Raw genomic sequence first — 18,043 nt, 5'->3', positions numbered from 1 at the left:
CCGCAGGATAATGCTTAAAGTAAAAAAATAGATTATATATTTCAGGGATAGATTGTCTGATGGCTCACTATAAAAAATTTCGTCTGAGCACGCTTGCGGCCGTGGTGGGTATTGTTCTGGCTGTCGGTCCGGAAAATAGCTATGCGGAAGCGCCCATTCAATTTAATACCCGATTTCTTGATGTTAAAGATGATGCCAGCCTGGATCTCTCCCGTTTTTCCCGTAAAGGCTACATTATGCCGGGGAGCTATCATCTCCAGGTGCTGGTCAATCAGAGTCAAATTGCCCAGGATAATGTTATTACGTATTCCGTTGATAATAACGATCCTGATAACACCTATCCCTGTTTATCGCCTGAACTGGTATCGCTGCTGGGGTTAAAACCTGAAATAGCAGATAAAATGATCTGGATAAATGCCGGTCAGTGTCTGCAACCAGATCAACTGGAAGGGATGGAAACCCAAACGGATTTAAGCCAGTCAACGCTGACGGTGATTATTCCGCAGGCCTATCTGGAATACAGCGATGAAGAGTGGGATCCACCTTCCCGCTGGGATGAAGGGATTCCCGGCGTATTATTTGACTACAACGTTAACAGCCAGTGGCGACATGCTGAACATGATGACGGCGATGAGTATGACATCAGCGGCAACGGCACGGTGGGTGCCAACCTCGGCGCGTGGCGTTTGCGCGCGGACTGGCAGGCTAACTATCGTCACGAAAATGACAGCGAAGATAAAGACAACTTTGGCTCCAGTTCCGAACAGAACTGGGACTGGAACCGCTATTACGCCTGGCGGGCGATCCCACAGCTCCGGGCGCAGCTAACGCTGGGCGAAGGATCGCTGGAATCCGATATTTTCGACGGCTTTAACTATGTTGGCGGCAGCCTTATCACCGACGATCAGATGTTACCGCCTAATCTGCGCGGCTACGCCCCGGATATATCAGGCGTGGCGCGCACCAACGCCAAAGTCACCGTGACCCAGCGCGGGCGGGTGATTTATGAGTCGCAGGTCCCGGCAGGGCCGTTTCGCATTCAGGATATTAATGAAACGGTATCCGGCGATCTACACGTCAAAATTGAAGAACAAAGCGGTCAGGTGCAGGAATATGACGTCAGCACCGCCTCCATTCCGTTTCTGACCCGTCCTGGCCAGGTGCGCTACAAGTTGGCAGCCGGGCGACCGCAGGACTGGGATCACAATATGGAAGGCGGCTTTTTCACCTCAGCCGAAGCCTCCTGGGGGATCGCTAACGGCTGGTCGCTGTACGGCGGTGCCATCGGTGAGCAGGATTATCAGGCGCTGGCGTTAGGACTGGGGCGCGATCTGGCGCTGCTGGGCGCGTTTTCCGTCGATGTCACCCATTCCCGTGCGACGCTGCCAGAGGGTAGCGCCTACGGCGACGGCACCATTCAGGGTAACTCGTTCCGTGCCAGCTACGCTAAAGATTTTGATGATATAGACAGCCGTCTGACGTTTGCTGGTTATCGCTTTTCCGAAGAAAACTACATGACGATGGACGAGTTTATCGATACGCATAATGACGATAACGATCGTCAGCGCACCGGCCACGATAAAGAGATGTATACCCTGACGTACAGCCAGAACTTTTCGGCAATAAACGTCAACGCCTATATCAACTACACCCATCGCACCTACTGGAATCAACCTAACCAGGACAGCTATAACCTGACGCTGTCGCACTATTTCGATGTCGGTGAGGTGCGCGGGATCAGTCTGTCGGTGAACGGTTTTCGCAACGAATATGACAATGAGCGTGATGACGGCGTGTACGTCTCGCTCAGTATTCCGTGGGGCAACAACCGCACGCTGAGCTACAACGGCTCCTTTAGCGATGACAACAACAGCAATCAGGTCGGCTATTACGAGCGCATTGACGATCGCAATAACTACCAGATCAACGCTGGCCGCGCGGATAACGGCGCGACTCTCGACGGCTATTACCGTCATCAAGCGAGCTATGCCGACATTGACGTCAGTGCGAACTATCAGGAAGGCGACTATACCTCCGGCGGGCTGAACATCCAGGGCGGCGCGACGCTGACTGCTAAAGGCGGGGCGCTGCACCGCACCAGCGTCAACGGCGGCTCGCGGCTGATGGTGGATGTCGGCGATGAAGCGAACGTACCCATCTCCGGCTACAGCACGCCGGTATATACCAACGCGTTTGGTAAAGCCGTCATTGTCGACGTCAACGACTACTACCGCAACCAGGTGAAAATCGACATTACCCAGTTGCCGGAAGACGCGGAAGCAATCCTCTCCGTTGCTCAGGCGACCCTGACGGAAGGGGCAATCGGTTATCGCCGCATGGAGGTGCTCAGCGGTAAAAAAGCCATGGCCAGTATCCGCCTGCGCGATGGCGGCACACCCCCCTTCGGTGCGGAAGTTTACAACAGCCGCCAGCAACAGTTAGGGATCGTCGGCGAAGGCGGCAGCGTTTATCTGATAGGCATTAACCCCGGCGAGCGGTTGCAGGTGACATGGGAAGGTAAAACGCAGTGTGAAGCGGCGTTGCCCGATCCGCTGCCGGGCGATCTGTTTAGCGGCCTGTTGCTGCCGTGCATCGGCGACGCTTCATCACCTAAGACAACGCAGCCTGAAGAGAAATCGTTACTCCAGCTTCATACGCAGCGGCTGGCGCCTTCAACGCAACCCGAAGCGCTCTCTTCTCGTTATCCAACACATTGATTCAGGAAATCGCATTCATGATGTCATTTAAACGTTATAACCTGGCCGCCGTTTTGCTGCTTCTGCTGGGCGGCTACAGCAGCGCTCAGGCCGCCATTGCGCCCGATCGTACTCGCCTGGTGTTTCGCGGCGAAGATAAATCGATAAGCGTCGATCTGAAAAATGCCAACGGCAAACTGCCCTATCTGGCGCAGTCCTGGGTGGAAGATGAGAAGGGCACCAAAATCACCTCGCCTTTAATCGTCGTCCCGCCGGTCCAGCGCATTGAGCCATCGGGAACGGGACAGGTCAAAATTCAGGGAATGCCAGCGCTGGCATCGCTACCCCAGGATCGAGAAACCCTTTTTTATTACAACGTGCGCGAAATTCCGCCGCAAAGCGACAAGCCCAATACGCTGCAAATCGCCCTGCAAACGCGCATCAAAGTTTTTTACCGTCCGCAGGCGCTGTCGAAAATCGATATGCAGCATCCCTGGCAATACAAAATCACCCTTCAGCGTCAGGGCAATGGCTATCAGGTGAGCAATCCGACCGGTTACTACGTGGTGTTAAGCAACGCCAGCAACCGCATGGACGGCACACCAGCCAGAGGCTTTAGCTCTTTAGTGATTGCACCAAAAAGCAACGTGACGCTGGGAGGGGACGCCAGTGAATTAGGTCACTCGCCTGTGCTGACTTACGTCAACGATTATGGCGCGCGGTTACCGCTGATTTTTAACTGTACTGACAACAGTTGTGCGGTAGATGAAGCAAAAAGCAGAAAGTCGTAACCGACAAGGAGACGCAAGATGAGGCAATGGCGGTTACGGCTGGGCACGGTAACGTGTGCGGCCATGCTGAGTGCGGTCAGTATGCCGCTGGCAGCGGGAAGTAAGACGGTCAACATGACGCTGACGATAGTCGTTAATGCCGCGCCGCCCTGTACTGTGACTGGTGGTGAGGTGGAATTTGGCAATGTGTTGACGACGAAAGTGGATGGGGTGAATTACCGGCAGGCGGTGGGCTATCGCCTGAGCTGTAACGGCAGAGTGAGCGATTACCTGAAGTTACAGATTCAGGGGAATGCGGTGACTATCAATGGTGAGTCGGTATTGCAAACCGATGTCGATGGATTGGGTATCCGTCTGCAAACCGCCACGGATGGCGAGCTGATTTCACCCGGCAATACGCAATGGTTGTCATTTCAATACAGCGGTGGCAGCGGTCCGGCCATCGAGGCGATTCCTGTCAAAGATAATGGCGTAACGTTAACAGGTGGCGCGTTTAACGCAGGTGCTACGCTGGTGGTGGATTACCAATGAAAAAAATGGCTTTGATGGTGTTAATAAGCAGCAGTTTTGCCGCGCAGTCGGCTGAGAATCTTAAGTTTCACGGTACGTTAATATCACCGCCGAATTGCACGATTAGCCATAATCAGACGATCGAAGTTAAGTTCGGTAACATGCTGATTAGTAAAATAGATGGTGCGCGTTACGCACAGAATGTTCCGTATGAGATCACCTGTGATTCAGCGGTGCGCGACGATACGATGACAATGACCCTGACACTAAGCGGCTCTGTGACTGATTTTAATCAGGCGGCGATAAACACCAGCGTGGCGGGGCTGGGGATTGAACTCAGGCAGAACGACCAACCGTTTACGTTGGGGTCCACCATTACTGTAAATGAGCAGTCGGCACCTGTTCTGAAAGCCATACCGGTTAAAAAGAGCGGAGCCTCGCTGACAGAAGGCGACTTCGATGCGACGGCAACATTACAGGTGGATTATCAGTAATGGTTAAAAAACAGACGTTATTACACGGCGTGGCCTTCATCCTCTGGGGGACGCTGATATTGCCGGTCTCAGCGGCAGATAATCTGCATTTTTCCGGTAGTCTGGTCGCCAGTCCGTGTACCTTAACAATGCAGGGAGCCGATATTGATGAAGTCGATTTTTCATCGCTTGATGCTTCTGACTTTATTCCCGGCGGCCAGTCTGCCCGCAAACCTTTGGTGTTTGAACTAACGGATTGCGATTCGGCGCTGAGTAACGGAGTGCAGGTAATTTTCACTGGAACCGAAGCGACCGGAATGCGCGGTATCCTGGCCATCGATAGCTATTCAGGCGCTTCCGGGATCGGGATTGGCATTGAAACGCTATCCGGCGTTCCCGTGGGCATTAATAACGAAAGCGGTGCGGTATTTACGCTGGTGACGGGGAAAAATACGCTAAGCCTGAATGCCTGGGTACAACGTCTTCCCGGCGAGGACCTGATTCCGGGAAGGTTCTCTGCAAGTGCGCTAGCCACATTTGAGTATTTATAATGAAAATAATACGGACTTTATTTTTGCTGCTGATTGCCGTTTATGGTGGTTCGGTATCGGCCAGACCCATGCTGAAAGCGACGTTTGGGAGCACCACGCTATATTATGGTATTGGCCCTAGTTATGCGGATAGAGCGGTTATACTGAACTCTACAGTAACCACGCCTGATGGCGTGTACTATGGTTCCTGGAAATTCTCAGGAATGGCAAGAAAAGGAGCTACTGCGACCTTACTCTCCTGGACCGGGCCTGACCCCGCACCGACTATTGTTCTGCGGGATTTTGATAACAGCATTTCGAAATCCAACTGTAAAAACCTCCCCTCAAGTTGGAATGGCTGCGGTTATTATACCGTTGATATTACCGTACAAAGCGACAATTATGGTTGCCCGTGGCTGGCCGCCACTCATAGCACCGCTGAGGATCTGGTTTCTGGGGAAACCTATAGCGCGCCGGACACGCGTAGCTCGGCTTGTCCGAAGGTGCCAGTCGAAACTTTTGATATCTCCTGGGATGCGAACGTTTCGAAACAGAAAACAACGCTCATGTTTGATGCCACCGGTGGCACGGTGAATCGCACGTTACATACCTATTTGATGGAGGGGGGGAAACTGTGCGATGGCAGCAAATTTGACAACCGTGGCGCTTATTGCCGTTTTGTCTCATCGGGTATTACGCTCAATGTGCTGGGCTGCGACCAGTCGAGCGTCACGACCAGCGCCGTTGATCATCCGATAACCGATGTTGAGCTTCATGACATTAATGTAGCGGTGAACACCCGCAACATTGGCTCCGGGCAGTTCACGTCGACCTGTAGCTTCCAGTATATTATTGATGAGCTTTAGGGGGGCTGGGTGTTTGGCGAAGATTCACGCTAACCTGGTATGAACCAAAAAAAAGCCGGGTGGCGGCTTCGCCTTACCCGGCCTACGTTGTTTCTGGACGTTCTCTTTTACAGTTTCGCAAACACCCGACGCGCGGCGTCGATGGTGTTATTGATATCTTCTTCACTGTGCGCCACGGACATAAAGCCTGCTTCGAACGCGGACGGCGCCAGATATACGCCTTCCTCCAGCATCAGGTGGAAGAAACGCTTAAAGCGTTCAACGTCACATGCCATCACATCCTGATAGCAGGTTACGGTTTCTGCATCGGTGAAGAAAATCCCGAACATGCCGCCGACATGGTTGACGACCAGTGGGATCCCCACCTCCTGCGCCGCTTCGCACAGCCCTTCCGCCAGGCGGGTGGTGAGCTCATCCAGCGTTTCATGAATGCCGGGCTGGGCGACTTCATTCAGGCAGGCGAAACCGGCCGCCATCGCAATCGGGTTGCCGGAAAGGGTGCCCGCCTGGTAAACCGGGCCCGTCGGCGCCAGCGCATCCATTACATCGCGACGACCGCCAAACGCGCCTACCGGCATCCCGCCGCCGATGATTTTACCCAGACAGGTCAGGTCAGGCACGACGCCGTAGTAATCCTGGGCTCCGGCCAGCGCTACGCGAAAACCGGTCATCACTTCGTCGATAATCAGCAGCGCGCCGAACTCATCGCACAAGGCGCGCAGACCTGGCAGAAATTCCGGCAGCGGCGGGACGCAGTTCATATTGCCCGCCACGGGTTCGACGATGATACTGGCGATTTCCTGCGGATATTGTTCAAATGCCGCGCGCACTGACGCCAGATCGTTATAAGTGCAGGTCAGCGTATGTTTCGCGAAATCTGCCGGCACGCCCGGCGAGTTCGGCTGACCAAGCGTCAGCGCGCCAGAACCGGCTTTGACCAGCAGACAGTCTGCGTGGCCGTGGTAGCAGCCTTCGAATTTGATAATCTTATCGCGGCCAGTAAAACCACGCGCCAGGCGAATAGCGCTCATCGTCGCTTCGGTGCCGGAGTTCACCATGCGCACCATGTCCATGGTCGGCACCAGGTTGGTCACCAGTTCCGCCATTTTTACTTCCATTTCGGTTGGCGCGCCGAAACTTAAACCGCGCTCCGCAGCTTCGATCACCGCATTGCGGATAGCCGGATGGTTATGCCCCAGTACCATTGGCCCCCAGGAACCGACATAGTCGATATACGCTTTGCCATCGACATCATAAAGATAAGCGCCGTCCGCTTTTTCGATAAACAGTGGGGTACCGCCTACGCCAGTGAAGGCGCGAACAGGGGAGTTCACGCCGCCGGGGATCAGCTCGCGGGCCGCGCTATAGAGATTTTCAGACTTACTCATGGAAAGATTCCTGGTTCGTAGAAAAAGTGAATACCCGCTATTCTAAGTTATTCAGAGAAGGTTATGAAAGTTTTACGCATTTGAAACAATACGATTTGCAGGGGATTTTCGCGGCGTTGGCGAGTAGAATGCCGACTTTAGATTTGTATTACCAATTAATGATCTTCTGATGAAAACAGACACTTCCACCTTTTTAGCTCAGCAAATTGTGCGTTTACGGCGCAGAGATCAGATTCGCCGGTTAATGCAGCGGGATAAAACACCGCTGGCCATCCTGTTCATGGCGGCCGTTGTCGGCACGCTTACCGGACTGGTTGGCGTCGCCTTTGAAAAGGCGGTTTCCTGGGTACAAAACATGCGCATTGGCGCGCTGGTTCAGGTCGCGGACCATGCGTTTTTGCTTTGGCCGCTGGCCTTTATCCTTTCGGCGTTACTGGCGATGGTCGGCTACTTTTTGGTGCGAAAATTTGCGCCGGAAGCCGGCGGCTCGGGTATCCCGGAAATTGAAGGCGCGCTGGAGGAGCTACGTCCGGTGCGCTGGTGGCGCGTGTTGCCGGTGAAATTTATCGGTGGGATGGGAACGTTGGGCGCAGGAATGGTATTAGGGCGCGAAGGGCCAACGGTGCAAATCGGGGGCAACCTGGGGCGCATGGTGCTGGATGTTTTTCGTATGCGCAGCGCCGAAGCGCGGCATACGTTGCTGGCGACCGGCGCGGCGGCGGGGCTCTCTGCGGCGTTTAACGCGCCGCTGGCGGGTATCCTGTTTATTATTGAAGAGATGCGCCCGCAGTTTCGCTACAACCTGATTTCGATTAAAGCGGTGTTTACCGGCGTCATCATGTCGAGCATTGTGTTCCGCATATTTAACGGCGAAGCGCCGATTATTGAAGTCGGCAAACTGTCTGATGCGCCGGTTAACACGCTGTGGTTATACCTTATCCTCGGTATTATTTTTGGCTGCGTCGGGCCGGTATTTAATTCGTTGGTGCTGCGTACCCAGGATATGTTTCAGCGCTTTCATGGCGGCGAAATTAAAAAATGGGTGCTTATGGGCGGCGCGATCGGCGGCCTGTGCGGTATTCTGGGGTTGATTGAGCCGGAAGCGGCAGGCGGCGGATTTAACCTTATTCCCATCGCCGCGGCAGGTAATTTTAGCGTCGGGCTACTGCTGTTCATCTTTATTGCCCGGGTTGTCACGACGCTGCTTTGCTTTTCTTCCGGCGCGCCGGGGGGCATTTTCGCCCCGATGCTGGCGCTGGGAACGCTGCTTGGTACGGCCTTCGGTATGGCGGCGGCAGTGCTTTTCCCGCAGTATCACCTGGAGGCCGGTACCTTTGCGATTGCCGGGATGGGGGCGCTGATGGCGGCGTCGGTGCGCGCCCCGCTGACGGGGATTGTGCTGGTGCTGGAGATGACCGATAACTACCAGCTCATTTTGCCAATGATTATCACCTGTCTTGGCGCGACACTATTAGCCCAGTTTTTGGGCGGGAAACCGTTATACTCAACCATCCTGGCGCGCACTCTGGCGAAGCAGGATGCGGAACAGGCGGCGAAAAGCCAGAATGCGCCTGCGGGCGAGAATACTTGAACGAATTACCAGGGTATTAGATAATGACTGCCAATATTGGGTGAAAATTTATCCAATTACCGATGTCGTTTGGAGCAAAATATGAGTGATGACGTAGCGCTGCCGCTGCAGTTTACCGACGCAGCAGCGAATAAAGTAAAAAGTCTTATCGCTGACGAAGATAACCCGAATCTGAAACTGCGCGTGTATATCACCGGCGGTGGTTGCAGCGGCTTCCAGTATGGTTTTACCTTTGACGATCAGGTTAACGAAGGGGATATGACCATCGAAAAACAGGGCGTTGGCCTGGTGGTTGACCCGATGAGTTTGCAGTATCTGGTGGGTGGTTCGGTAGATTATACCGAAGGTCTGGAAGGTTCCCGCTTCATTGTAACCAACCCGAATGCGAAAAGTACCTGCGGGTGTGGCTCTTCCTTCAGCATTTGATCGCTGTTCGTTGTGCCGGATGGCGACGCGAGCGTCTTATCCGGCCTACAGGAAAGATGTTCTAGGCCCGATAAGCGTAGCGCCATCGGGCAAAACAATATCAACGTCCGTTTTCATCCAGGGCAAACGTCGGCAATTTCAAATGCCAGCGAATGGCCGCCAGCCGAATAAACAGCGTGACGACCATACCCATCATGCTGGCGCTTTCCAGCGGTACTGAAAACGTATAAAACGCGGTGGCGTGAACAATCCCGCCGATAATACAGGCCGTGGCATAGATTTCGGTGCGTAGGATCATGGGAATCTCGCGTGCCAGAACATCGCGAATAATCCCGCCGCCGACGCCGGTAATCACGCCCATACAGACGGCCACTAATGGCCCCGTTTCAGCGAGGAAGGCTTTATTCACCCCAATGCCGACAAACACCGCCAGCCCGACCGCATCCAGCACCGGCAACATCCATTTCGGCAGACGTCTTGGCTGGCGAACCAGCAGGATGGTCAGCATACTGGTGACCATGGCGACGACCAGGTCGGTAGGATCTTTAACCCAGAATACCGGGCCGTTATCCAGCGCCATATCGCGGATTGTCCCGCCGCCAACGGCAGTAACGACGCCGAGCACCAGGACGCCGAACGGGTCCATACGTAATTTCCCGGCCAGCAACACGCCAGAGATAGCAAATACAGCCGTGCCTACAATATCCAGCCAATAGACGAGCATTGTCGAATCCCCACTGGGAGCCTGGTAAGACAGGCTCTAATTCACCTGTGAAAGCGCATTACAGAGTTGTTTTGCGGCGAGGATAATACGCGGGCTTGCGCGTTCAAACCAGTCGCTGTTAAGCGGAATAACCGGAATTTTTAACAGGTTTCCCCAGTATTGTTCAATTTTGAGAATTTCGCCCGCTTTTCCGGCCACGATAATGGCCTGGGGATGCCTTGCCAGCACCTGTTCACGGCTGACTTGCGGCCACGGCACGCGGCTGTCAGCAAAGACGTTTTCTCCGCCGCAGGTCGTCAAAACCTGATGTTGAATAGACCCTTTACCACTGGTAAACAGAGGATTCATGCCAAACTGAAGAAAGACGCGCTTTTTAGCTTTACCGGCATACTCGACTTTGAGCGCGGCGTACTCTTTTAGCAATGTCTGCGCTGCCTGCTGAGCCTTTTCCGGCTGCGGGCTCCAGGCGGCCAGTTGGCGGAGCGCGTCGGCGATCTGTTCGATGGTTACCGCGTCCACCCACATGACCTTAATACCTAATGACGTCAGTTGGTTTACCTGGCGTTCCGCATTACCGCCGCGCCAGGCGACGACCAGATCCGGCTTCAGCGACACAATGCGCTCCAGATTCATTCCCTGCCAGGTAGAGACCTGTTCTATTTTTTGCGCTTCGGGCGGGTAGTCGGAATAGCTGCTGACGCCAACGGGCGTAATCCCGGCGGCAAAAGCAAGCTCCGTATTGGCGGGAGAGAGCGTAATTACGCGCGGCGCAGCGTAAAGCCACACCGGGAGCGTAAGCAGCAGGGCGCCCAGCGCCCTGAACATTTGCTTAGCCATGCGCCAGTTTCTGTACCAGCGTTTCGACCATCAGAGTCGACTGTTTCGCCGCCACCGCGAGGAATTCGTCAAAGCTGAGGTGCGATTGCTGATCGGCCACGTCAGAGATAGCGCGTACCACCACGAACGGCACGTTGAAGTTATGGCAGACGTGGGCGATAGCGGTGGCTTCCATCTCTACGGCGACCGCGTCGGGGAAGTTATGCCGGATTTTCGCCAGCCCGACGGAACCGTTAATAAACGCGTCGCCGCTAACAATAAGGCCGCGTACCGCGTTCAGATTCAGATCCCTGATGCAGGATTCCGCGGCGGCGATCAGCTTATCATCGGCCTTAAATCCGGCCGGACAGCCCGGTAATTGCCCGTATTCATAGCCGAAAGCGGTCACATCAGCGTCGTGGTAACGTGCTTCGTCAGAGACGACGATATCGCCGACCTTCAGCGTGGACGCCAGACCGCCTGCGGAACCGGTATTGATGATCACGTCCGGCTTGCAGTGCTCCAGAAGCAACGTTGCGCCCAGCGCCGCCGCGACTTTACCGATACCGGATTTCAGCAACGCCACTTCGGTGCCGTTCAACTGGCCAGTGTAAATTTCGCAGCCGCCCAGCGTAATCGTCTGACGGTTGTCAATTTTGTCACGCAGCAGCGTAACTTCTTCTTCCATTGCGCCAATGATGCCGATTTTCATAGATTTACTCGCGATAAGTCAGTTTTGGGGGCATAGTTTATCATGCGCTTATGGGGAAGCGCATTTCTCAGGCGGGGAGAGGATATGGCATCGATCGATTTCCGAAATAAAATTAACTGGCATCGTCGTTATCGTTCACCGCAGGGTGTAAAGACGGAGCATGAGATCCTGCGGATTTTTGAAAGCGATCGCGGGCGGATTATCAACTCTCCGGCTATACGCCGTTTGCAGCAAAAAACGCAGGTTTTCCCGCTGGAGCGCAATGCCGCGGTGCGTACTCGTCTGACGCATTCGATGGAGGTGCAGCAGGTGGGGCGTTATATCGCGAAAGAGATTTTAAGCCGCCTGAAAGAGCAAAACCGGCTAGAGGAGTACGGTCTGGATGCGCTGACCGGTCCCTTTGAAAGTATTGTAGAAATGGCCTGCCTGATGCACGACATCGGTAATCCGCCGTTCGGTCATTTTGGCGAAGCGGCGATCAATGACTGGTTTCGTCAGCGGCTGCATCCGGAAGATGCGGAAAGCCAGCCGCTCACGCATGATCGCTGTGTGGTTTCCTCGCTACGGTTACAGGAAGGCGAAGAAAATCTGAACGATATTCGCCGCAAAGTACGTCAGGATATCTGCCATTTTGAAGGCAATGCACAGGGAATTCGTCTGGTGCATACGCTCATGCGGATGAATCTTACCTGGGCGCAGGTCGGCGGAATTTTAAAATATACCCGTCCGGCATGGTGGCGAGGGCCGGTGCCGGATTCCCATCGCTATTTAATGAAGAAACCGGGCTATTATCTTTCTGAAGAGAAGTATATTGCGAGGTTACGTAAAGAACTGCAGTTAGCGCCTTACAGTCGCTTTCCATTAACGTGGATTATGGAAGCCGCAGATGATATTTCTTATTGTGTCGCCGATCTTGAAGACGCGGTAGAGAAAAGAATCTTTAGCGTTGAGCAGCTTTATCACCATTTATATCACGCGTGGGGCCACCATGAGAAGGATTCGCTGTTTGAGCTGGTGGTAGGAAATGCGTGGGAAAAATCACGCGCCAATACATTAAGCCGCAGTACCGAAGATCAGTTTTTTATGTATTTACGGGTAAATACATTAAATAAACTGGTGCCCTATGCCGCTCAGCGTTTTATTGATAATTTGCCGCAGATTTTTGCCGGTACCTTCAATCAGGCGTTACTGGAAGATGCCAGCGGTTTTAGCCGCCTGCTTGAACTCTATAAGAATGTGGCGGTTGAACATGTGTTTAGCCATCCGGATGTAGAACAGCTTGAACTACAGGGATACCGGGTGATCAGCGGGTTATTAGATATCTATCAGCCGCTATTAAGCTTGTCGCTTAACGACTTTCGCGAGCTGGTGGAAAAAGAACGGTTGAAACGCTTCCCTATAGAATCGCGCTTATTTCAGAAACTTTCTACGCGCCATCGTTTGGCCTACGTGGAAGTCGTCAGTAAATTACCCACGGATTCGGCGGAGTACCCGGTACTGGAATATTATTATCGCTGTCGGTTGATTCAGGATTATATCAGCGGGATGACTGACCTTTACGCATGGGATGAATATCGGCGTTTGATGGCGGTCGAACAGTAAATGGACTTTTGTAAAGATGGACAATAAATTTTTACTTTTTCCAGAAACTTTATTCCGGAACTTCGCGTTATAAAATGAATCTGACGTACACAGCAATTTTGCGTTACCTGTTAATCGAGATTGAAACACATGAAAAAAACCACATTAGCAATGAGTGCACTGGCTCTGAGTTTAGGTTTGGCATTGTCGCCTCTGTCTGCCACGGCGGCTGAAACGTCCTCTTCAGCAATGACTGCCCAGCAGATGCCAAGCCTGGCACCGATGCTCGAAAAAGTGATGCCATCGGTGGTCAGTATTAATGTAGAAGGTAGCACCACGGTGAATACGCCGCGTATGCCGCGTAATTTCCAGCAATTCTTTGGCGATGACTCCCCGTTCTGCCAGGACGGTTCTCCGTTCCAGAATTCTCCGTTCTGCCAGGGCGGCGGTAACGGCGGCAACGGCGGTCAACAACAGAAATTCATGGCGCTGGGCTCCGGCGTAATTATTGACGCCGCGAAGGGCTACGTCGTCACCAACAACCACGTGGTTGATAACGCCAGCGTGATTAAAGTACAGCTTAGCGATGGGCGTAAATTCGATGCTAAAGTAGTGGGCAAAGATCCGCGTTCTGATATCGCGCTGATTCAAATTCAGAATCCGAAGAACCTGACGGCGATTAAGCTGGCGGACTCCGACGCGCTGCGCGTGGGGGATTATACCGTCGCTATTGGTAACCCGTTTGGTCTGGGCGAAACGGTGACGTCAGGTATCGTTTCGGCGCTGGGGCGTAGCGGCCTGAACGTAGAAAATTACGAGAACTTTATTCAGACCGACGCCGCGATTAACCGTGGTAACTCCGGCGGCGCGCTGGTGAACCTGAACGGTGAGCTGATCGGTATTAACACCGCGATTCTGGCGCCGGACGGCGGCAACATCGGTATCGGCTTCGCTATCCCCAGTAACATGGTGAAAAACCTGACGTCGCAGATGGTGGAATACGGCCAGGTGAAACGCGGCGAACTGGGGATCATGGGGACTGAGCTGAGCTCTGAGCTGGCGAAAGCGATGAAAGTCGATGCCCAGCGTGGCGCGTTCGTCAGCCAGGTGATGCCGAATTCGTCCGCGGCGAAAGCGGGTATCAAAGCCGGGGATGTCATTACCTCGCTGAACGGTAAACCGATCAGCAGCTTTGCGGCGCTGCGCGCTCAGGTTGGCACTATGCCGGTCGGCAGCAAAATCAGCCTCGGTCTGCTGCGTGAAGGTAAAGCGATTACGGTTAATCTGGAACTGCAGCAGAGCAGCCAGAGTCAGGTTGATTCCAGCACCATCTTCAGCGGGATTGAAGGCGCTGAAATGAGCAATAAAGGCCAGGATAAAGGCGTTGTGGTGAGCAGCGTGAAAGCGAACTCGCCCGCCGCGCAAATTGGCCTCAAAAAAGGTGATGTGATTATCGGCGCTAACCAGCAGCCGGTGAAAAATATCGCCGAGCTGCGTAAGATTCTCGACAGCAAACCGTCGGTGCTGGCGCTGAATATTCAGCGTGGTGATAGTTCTATTTATTTGCTGATGCAGTAATCACCTTTGTCCCCCTTCCATCATGGAAGGGGGCAACACTTTTCTGTGAAACCCCCCACAACTCCATACTTCTTTGCACCGTTTTGTGCATTTGCACAATGTCGAGGCCTGTCATCTTCCTTATGCTTGTGCTCTGCTCACAGGAGGGATTTATGGCTGGCTGGCATCTTGATACCAAAATGGCGCAGGATATCGTGGCGCGCACTATGCGCATCATCGATACCAATATCAACGTAATGGATGCCCGCGGGCGCATTATCGGCAGCGGCGATCGGGAACGTATTGGTGAATTGCACGAAGGCGCGCTGTTAGTGCTGTCGCAGGGCCGGGTTGTGGATATCGACAACGCCGTGGCGCGACACCTGCACGGGGTGCGTCAGGGGATTAATCTTCCCTTACGCCTTGAGGGCGAAATTGTCGGCGTGATCGGCCTCACCGGCGAACCAGAGCATCTGCGTAAATATGGCGAACTGGTGTGTATGACTGCCGAAATGATGCTGGAGCAGTCGCGGTTAATGCACCTTTTGGCGCAGGATAGCCGTTTGCGTGAAGAGCTGGTGATGAACCTGATTCAGGCCGAAGAAAATACGCCGGCGCTGGTGGAATGGGCGCAGCGTTTGGGGATCGATTTGAACCAGCCGCGTGTGGCGGCGGTGGTGGAAGTCGACAGCGGCCAGCTTGGCGTCGATAGCGCAATGGCGGAACTTCAGCAGTTGCAGAATGCGCTTACCACGCCGGAGCGTAACAACCTGATAGCCATTGTTTCTCTCACCGAGATGGTGGTGCTCAAACCCGCCTTAAACTCGTTTGGTCGTTGGGATGCTGAAGATCATCGTAAGCGCGTAGAGCAGCTTATCTCGCGCATGAAAGAGAATGGTCAGCTACGTTTTCGCGTGGCGCTGGGCAATTACTTTACCGGGCCGGGCAGTATTGCACGCTCATACCGCACGGCGCGCACCACGATGATGGTCGGCAAACAGCGGATGCCAGAAAGCCGCAGCTATTTTTATCAGGATTTGATGCTGCCGGTTCTGTTAGATAGCCTGCGTGGCGGCTGGCAGGCCAATGAGCTGGCGCGCCCGCTGGTAAAACTCAAAGCGATGGATAACAACGGGTTATTACGTCGGACGCTGACGGCGTGGTTTCGCCATAATGTCCAGCCGCTGGCGACCTCTAAGGCGCTGTTTATTCATCGTAACACGCTGGAATATCGGCTAAATCGTATTTCGGAACTGACCGGGCTGGATTTGGGAAATTTTGACGATCGGCTGTTGCTGTATGTGGCGCTACAATTGGATGAACAGCGTTAAGCCCGGCGGCGCTTCGCTTACCAGGCCTACGGGGATATACCTGTAGGCCGGATAAGGCGTAACACGTCGCCATCCGGCAACACACAGCTTACTTACGGGTAAGCTTGTCCAGATCGGCTTCGATTTCACTGATCTTATTCGCGACGACGCTTTCCAGGTGGCGCAAGTCGTCGAGGATCTTACGTTTGAGATCGAGTTCTGAGCGGTCGCGCTGGCAGATTTGGTCCAGCTCGTCAATCACATAGCGTAGGTTAGGGCTAATCTCCTGTACTTCTTTATAACCCTGACCGATGCCATCGGCCACCACCGTTTTACGCTGGCGTGGATACTTAAACTTCACGCTTTTAGCAAAGAATTCACCTCTATCCTTTTGAAAATAGATTTTCAGGATATCGTTATTGGCTTCTTGCCGCAGGCTGTAACGATCGATTTCCTCAGGATTGGTAATGCCCAGACTTTTTAGATTGTCATACATAGCGGTATCCTTCATCACACTATAACTTTTGAATAATTAACGAAAAATTGGTTTTTCGCCACCAATGTATACAAAAAAAGCGCGGTTGATCGCAGAAGACGTCTCGGCAACGTCATGAGCAAAAGGGCGGCGGTTATTGATAGCTTAAGTAATTCAACGCGATATTCCGTTTATAGAGAAAGCGTTTGAGGTCAGTGTGGGAAATTGACCGGAGGCAGTGGTCGATAACCTTGAGAGGCGGAATCTATGTCCGGAACGTATAATGCCACTATTCGCCGGGTGGTGATTTCCGCCTGGATAGGAAACTCCATTGAATATTATGATTTTCTATTATATGGCCTGGCAAGCGCGCTGGTATTTGGCCCGCTTTTTTTCCCTGGCGCCAGCCCATTGACTGCAACGTTATCTTCTTTTGCCAGTTTCGGCGTGGGATTTATTTCCCGACCGCTGGGCGCGCTATTTTTTGGCAACAGGGGGGATACGCTTGGGCGTAAAAACACGTTATTAATCACGTTAGGGGGGATGGGCGCGGTCACGTTTCTCATCGGTTGCCTGCCTTCTTACGCCAGTATCGGCGCGCTGGCGCCTGCTTTACTGGTTATTCTGCGTTTTCTACAGGGATTTATGGTTGGAGGCGAATGGGGAGGCGCCATGTTGATGGTCGTGGAATATGCTGCTGGAAAGCACCGGGGGCGGTTAAGCGCGCTATCGCAAACAGGAGGACTCACGGGACAATTATTGGCGACAGGCGTATTTATAGTCGTGACCCAATTACCGCAGGAGGCGTTGTTATCGTGGGGATGGCGTATTCCTTTTCTGCTCAGTGCGCTTTTGGTGTTGCCTGGATTATATATGCGTCATCGTCTGGATGAGACACCTGTCTTCCGTGCGTTTAAAAAGCAGCAGGCCATTAATCATAGGCAGCAAAGAGAAGAAAGGCCGGTGGTCAAAGTAGTACGAGAACAATGGCGCAGCATTTTGCTGATTATAATTCTGCGTTTTGCGGAAAGCGTTCCCTTTTTTCTTGCTACCGTCTTCGCGGTTTCCTGGGCGACAACGCAGCTTGGGATTGCCAGCCTGACTATTCTGTACATTGTAATGTTCACCTGTCTGCTGGCGTATCCCATGCACGTGCTATTTGGCATCATGTCGGATCGGCGTGGCTGCCGTCAGGTGTATATTTTCGGCGCGCTTTTTGTCGCGGCAATGGCTTTTCCCTTTTTCTGGCTGCTGGAAAGCCGTTCGCTCATACTGATGACAATGGGCTACGTTCTGCTTATTAACATTGGTCATAATTCACTGAATGCCGTGCAACCTTCTTTTTTCGCCGGACTGTTTCATCCGCCTGTACGCTACAGCGGTTCATCAATTGGCGCTCAGTTGGGGGCGGTTGTGGCAGGGGGATTCACGCCGTTTATCGCTAAGGCGTTAAGCGCAGTCTATGATAACAGTTGGGCGTTGGTTGCCGGTTATGTCGTTTTGACTGCGCTGGCTTCGGCGTTTGCGGCAAAGATTGCGCCGGAAACCGTGTTACCGCATTCGCCGTAATGCAAAGGGGGGCTGTCGCCCCCGCTTT

17 protein-coding genes are annotated in these 18,043 nt (G+C 53.4%); 12 read left to right on the top strand and 5 right to left on the bottom strand.

The window, feature by feature from the left end; genetic code table 11:
* Nucleotides 1-59: 59 nt before the first annotated feature.
* Genes HU143_RS18090 through stfH form a run of 6 tightly spaced genes read left to right on the top strand, consistent with a single transcriptional unit; the run spans nucleotide 60 to nucleotide 5,866 of the window.
* Nucleotides 60-2,717, top strand: a complete 2,658-nt coding sequence (locus HU143_RS18090) for a fimbrial biogenesis outer membrane usher protein (RefSeq protein WP_023226770.1) — start codon at nucleotides 60-62, stop codon at nucleotides 2,715-2,717.
* 17 nt (nucleotides 2,718-2,734) lie between these two features.
* Nucleotides 2,735-3,487 carry a fimbrial chaperone StfD gene (gene stfD, locus HU143_RS18085; protein ID WP_185191062.1) on the top strand — a complete coding sequence of 251 codons (753 nt, stop codon included), beginning with the start codon at nucleotides 2,735-2,737 and terminating at the stop codon, nucleotides 3,485-3,487.
* An 18-nt stretch (nucleotides 3,488-3,505) separates the two neighbouring features.
* A complete protein-coding gene (locus HU143_RS18080; protein WP_023226772.1) occupies nucleotides 3,506-4,018 on the top strand; it encodes a fimbrial protein in 513 nt (170 codons plus the stop codon).
* A complete protein-coding gene (gene stfF, locus HU143_RS18075; protein WP_023210542.1) occupies nucleotides 4,015-4,491 on the top strand; it encodes a fimbrial minor subunit StfF in 477 nt (158 codons plus the stop codon). The genes HU143_RS18080 and stfF overlap by 4 nt, the downstream gene beginning before the upstream one ends.
* Nucleotides 4,491-5,021, top strand: a complete 531-nt coding sequence (locus tag HU143_RS18070) for a fimbrial protein (RefSeq protein WP_023226773.1) — start codon at nucleotides 4,491-4,493, stop codon at nucleotides 5,019-5,021. The genes stfF and HU143_RS18070 overlap by 1 nt, the downstream gene beginning before the upstream one ends.
* A complete protein-coding gene (gene stfH / locus HU143_RS18065) occupies nucleotides 5,021-5,866 on the top strand; it encodes a fimbrial adhesin StfH (RefSeq protein WP_023226774.1) in 846 nt (281 codons plus the stop codon). The genes HU143_RS18070 and stfH overlap by 1 nt, the downstream gene beginning before the upstream one ends.
* A gap of 107 nt (nucleotides 5,867-5,973) precedes the next feature.
* Here stfH and hemL read toward each other — a convergent pair whose 3' ends face one another.
* Nucleotides 5,974-7,254: a glutamate-1-semialdehyde 2,1-aminomutase gene (gene hemL / locus HU143_RS18060; protein ID WP_023226775.1), complete on the bottom strand. Its 1,281-nt coding sequence runs from the start codon at nucleotides 7,252-7,254 to the stop codon at nucleotides 5,974-5,976.
* Nucleotides 7,255-7,423: 169 nt separating this feature from the next.
* Here hemL and clcA point away from each other — a divergent pair, with 169 nt between their 5' ends.
* Both clcA and erpA read left to right on the top strand, forming a co-directional pair.
* Complete coding sequence (gene clcA, locus HU143_RS18055) at nucleotides 7,424-8,845, top strand: H(+)/Cl(-) exchange transporter ClcA (protein ID WP_000845429.1); 1,422 nt, start codon at nucleotides 7,424-7,426, stop codon at nucleotides 8,843-8,845.
* An 81-nt stretch (nucleotides 8,846-8,926) separates the two neighbouring features.
* The gene (gene erpA / locus HU143_RS18050; protein WP_001278668.1) at nucleotides 8,927-9,271 is read left to right on the top strand and encodes an iron-sulfur cluster insertion protein ErpA; all 345 of its coding nucleotides are present in this window, start codon (nucleotides 8,927-8,929) and stop codon (nucleotides 9,269-9,271) included.
* A gap of 100 nt (nucleotides 9,272-9,371) precedes the next feature.
* On the opposite strand, the gene HU143_RS18045 is transcribed toward erpA, so the two are convergent.
* From HU143_RS18045 to mtnN, 3 genes are read right to left on the bottom strand one after another with little or no spacing between them, the layout of a single operon-like run.
* Nucleotides 9,372-9,995 (bottom strand): TRIC cation channel family protein, encoded by a 624-nt coding sequence (locus tag HU143_RS18045; protein ID WP_000964234.1) that lies wholly within the window; start codon nucleotides 9,993-9,995, stop codon nucleotides 9,372-9,374.
* A 36-nt stretch (nucleotides 9,996-10,031) separates the two neighbouring features.
* Entirely contained in the window at nucleotides 10,032-10,832 is an 801-nt protein-coding gene (btuF, locus tag HU143_RS18040) for a vitamin B12 ABC transporter substrate-binding protein BtuF (RefSeq protein ID WP_051129113.1), read from the bottom strand.
* Nucleotides 10,825-11,523: a 5'-methylthioadenosine/S-adenosylhomocysteine nucleosidase gene (mtnN, locus tag HU143_RS18035; protein WP_001523143.1), complete on the bottom strand. Its 699-nt coding sequence runs from the start codon at nucleotides 11,521-11,523 to the stop codon at nucleotides 10,825-10,827. Before mtnN ends, btuF begins: the two co-directional genes overlap by 8 nt.
* Before the next feature lie 84 nt (nucleotides 11,524-11,607).
* Between mtnN and dgt the strand changes: the two genes are divergently transcribed.
* From dgt to cdaR, 3 genes are all read left to right on the top strand, one after another.
* Nucleotides 11,608-13,125, top strand: a complete 1,518-nt coding sequence (gene dgt, locus HU143_RS18030; protein ID WP_000146450.1) for a dGTPase — start codon at nucleotides 11,608-11,610, stop codon at nucleotides 13,123-13,125.
* 129 nt (nucleotides 13,126-13,254) lie between these two features.
* Nucleotides 13,255-14,682, top strand: a complete 1,428-nt coding sequence (degP, locus tag HU143_RS18025) for a serine endoprotease DegP (protein WP_000753959.1) — start codon at nucleotides 13,255-13,257, stop codon at nucleotides 14,680-14,682.
* Nucleotides 14,683-14,834: 152 nt separating this feature from the next.
* Nucleotides 14,835-15,992, top strand: coding sequence for a DNA-binding transcriptional regulator CdaR (cdaR, locus tag HU143_RS18020; protein WP_000929458.1), 1,158 nt, complete (start codon nucleotides 14,835-14,837; stop codon nucleotides 15,990-15,992).
* Between the two features lie 88 nt (nucleotides 15,993-16,080).
* Here cdaR and HU143_RS18015 read toward each other — a convergent pair whose 3' ends face one another.
* Nucleotides 16,081-16,467, bottom strand: coding sequence for a DUF3461 family protein (locus HU143_RS18015; protein WP_000272193.1), 387 nt, complete (start codon nucleotides 16,465-16,467; stop codon nucleotides 16,081-16,083).
* A 246-nt stretch (nucleotides 16,468-16,713) separates the two neighbouring features.
* Between HU143_RS18015 and HU143_RS18010 the strand changes: the two genes are divergently transcribed.
* A complete protein-coding gene (locus tag HU143_RS18010) occupies nucleotides 16,714-18,015 on the top strand; it encodes an MFS transporter (RefSeq protein ID WP_023219285.1) in 1,302 nt (433 codons plus the stop codon).
* The last annotated feature ends 28 nt before the right edge of the window (nucleotides 18,016-18,043 follow it).

Origin of the sequence: Salmonella sp. SJTUF14076, assembly GCF_015534835.1 — a bacterium.
Lineage (GTDB): Bacteria > Pseudomonadota > Gammaproteobacteria > Enterobacterales > Enterobacteriaceae > Salmonella > Salmonella enterica.
This window is presented reverse-complemented; position numbering and strand designations above follow the sequence as displayed.

What these genes read in the sequence shown, in the direction of transcription:
- cdaR (WP_000929458.1), top strand. Translation starts at nt 14,835, where the DNA reads ATGGCTGGCTGGCATCTTGATACCAAAATGGCGCAGGATATCGTGGCG.
- clcA (WP_000845429.1), top strand. Translation starts at nt 7,424, where the DNA reads ATGAAAACAGACACTTCCACCTTTTTAGCTCAGCAAATTGTGCGTTTA.
- stfH (WP_023226774.1), top strand. Translation starts at nt 5,021, where the DNA reads ATGAAAATAATACGGACTTTATTTTTGCTGCTGATTGCCGTTTATGGT.
- stfF (WP_023210542.1), top strand. Translation starts at nt 4,015, where the DNA reads ATGAAAAAAATGGCTTTGATGGTGTTAATAAGCAGCAGTTTTGCCGCG.
- erpA (WP_001278668.1), top strand. Translation starts at nt 8,927, where the DNA reads ATGAGTGATGACGTAGCGCTGCCGCTGCAGTTTACCGACGCAGCAGCG.
- stfD (WP_185191062.1), top strand. Translation starts at nt 2,735, where the DNA reads ATGATGTCATTTAAACGTTATAACCTGGCCGCCGTTTTGCTGCTTCTG.
- HU143_RS18080 (WP_023226772.1), top strand. Translation starts at nt 3,506, where the DNA reads ATGAGGCAATGGCGGTTACGGCTGGGCACGGTAACGTGTGCGGCCATG.
- HU143_RS18010 (WP_023219285.1), top strand. Translation starts at nt 16,714, where the DNA reads ATGTCCGGAACGTATAATGCCACTATTCGCCGGGTGGTGATTTCCGCC.
- HU143_RS18070 (WP_023226773.1), top strand. Translation starts at nt 4,491, where the DNA reads ATGGTTAAAAAACAGACGTTATTACACGGCGTGGCCTTCATCCTCTGG.
- HU143_RS18015 (WP_000272193.1), bottom strand. Translation starts at nt 16,467, where the DNA reads ATGTATGACAATCTAAAAAGTCTGGGCATTACCAATCCTGAGGAAATC.
- HU143_RS18090 (WP_023226770.1), top strand. Translation starts at nt 60, where the DNA reads ATGGCTCACTATAAAAAATTTCGTCTGAGCACGCTTGCGGCCGTGGTG.
- HU143_RS18045 (WP_000964234.1), bottom strand. Translation starts at nt 9,995, where the DNA reads ATGCTCGTCTATTGGCTGGATATTGTAGGCACGGCTGTATTTGCTATC.
- btuF (WP_051129113.1), bottom strand. Translation starts at nt 10,832, where the DNA reads ATGGCTAAGCAAATGTTCAGGGCGCTGGGCGCCCTGCTGCTTACGCTC.
- dgt (WP_000146450.1), top strand. Translation starts at nt 11,608, where the DNA reads ATGGCATCGATCGATTTCCGAAATAAAATTAACTGGCATCGTCGTTAT.
- degP (WP_000753959.1), top strand. Translation starts at nt 13,255, where the DNA reads ATGAAAAAAACCACATTAGCAATGAGTGCACTGGCTCTGAGTTTAGGT.
- mtnN (WP_001523143.1), bottom strand. Translation starts at nt 11,523, where the DNA reads ATGAAAATCGGCATCATTGGCGCAATGGAAGAAGAAGTTACGCTGCTG.
- hemL (WP_023226775.1), bottom strand. Translation starts at nt 7,254, where the DNA reads ATGAGTAAGTCTGAAAATCTCTATAGCGCGGCCCGCGAGCTGATCCCC.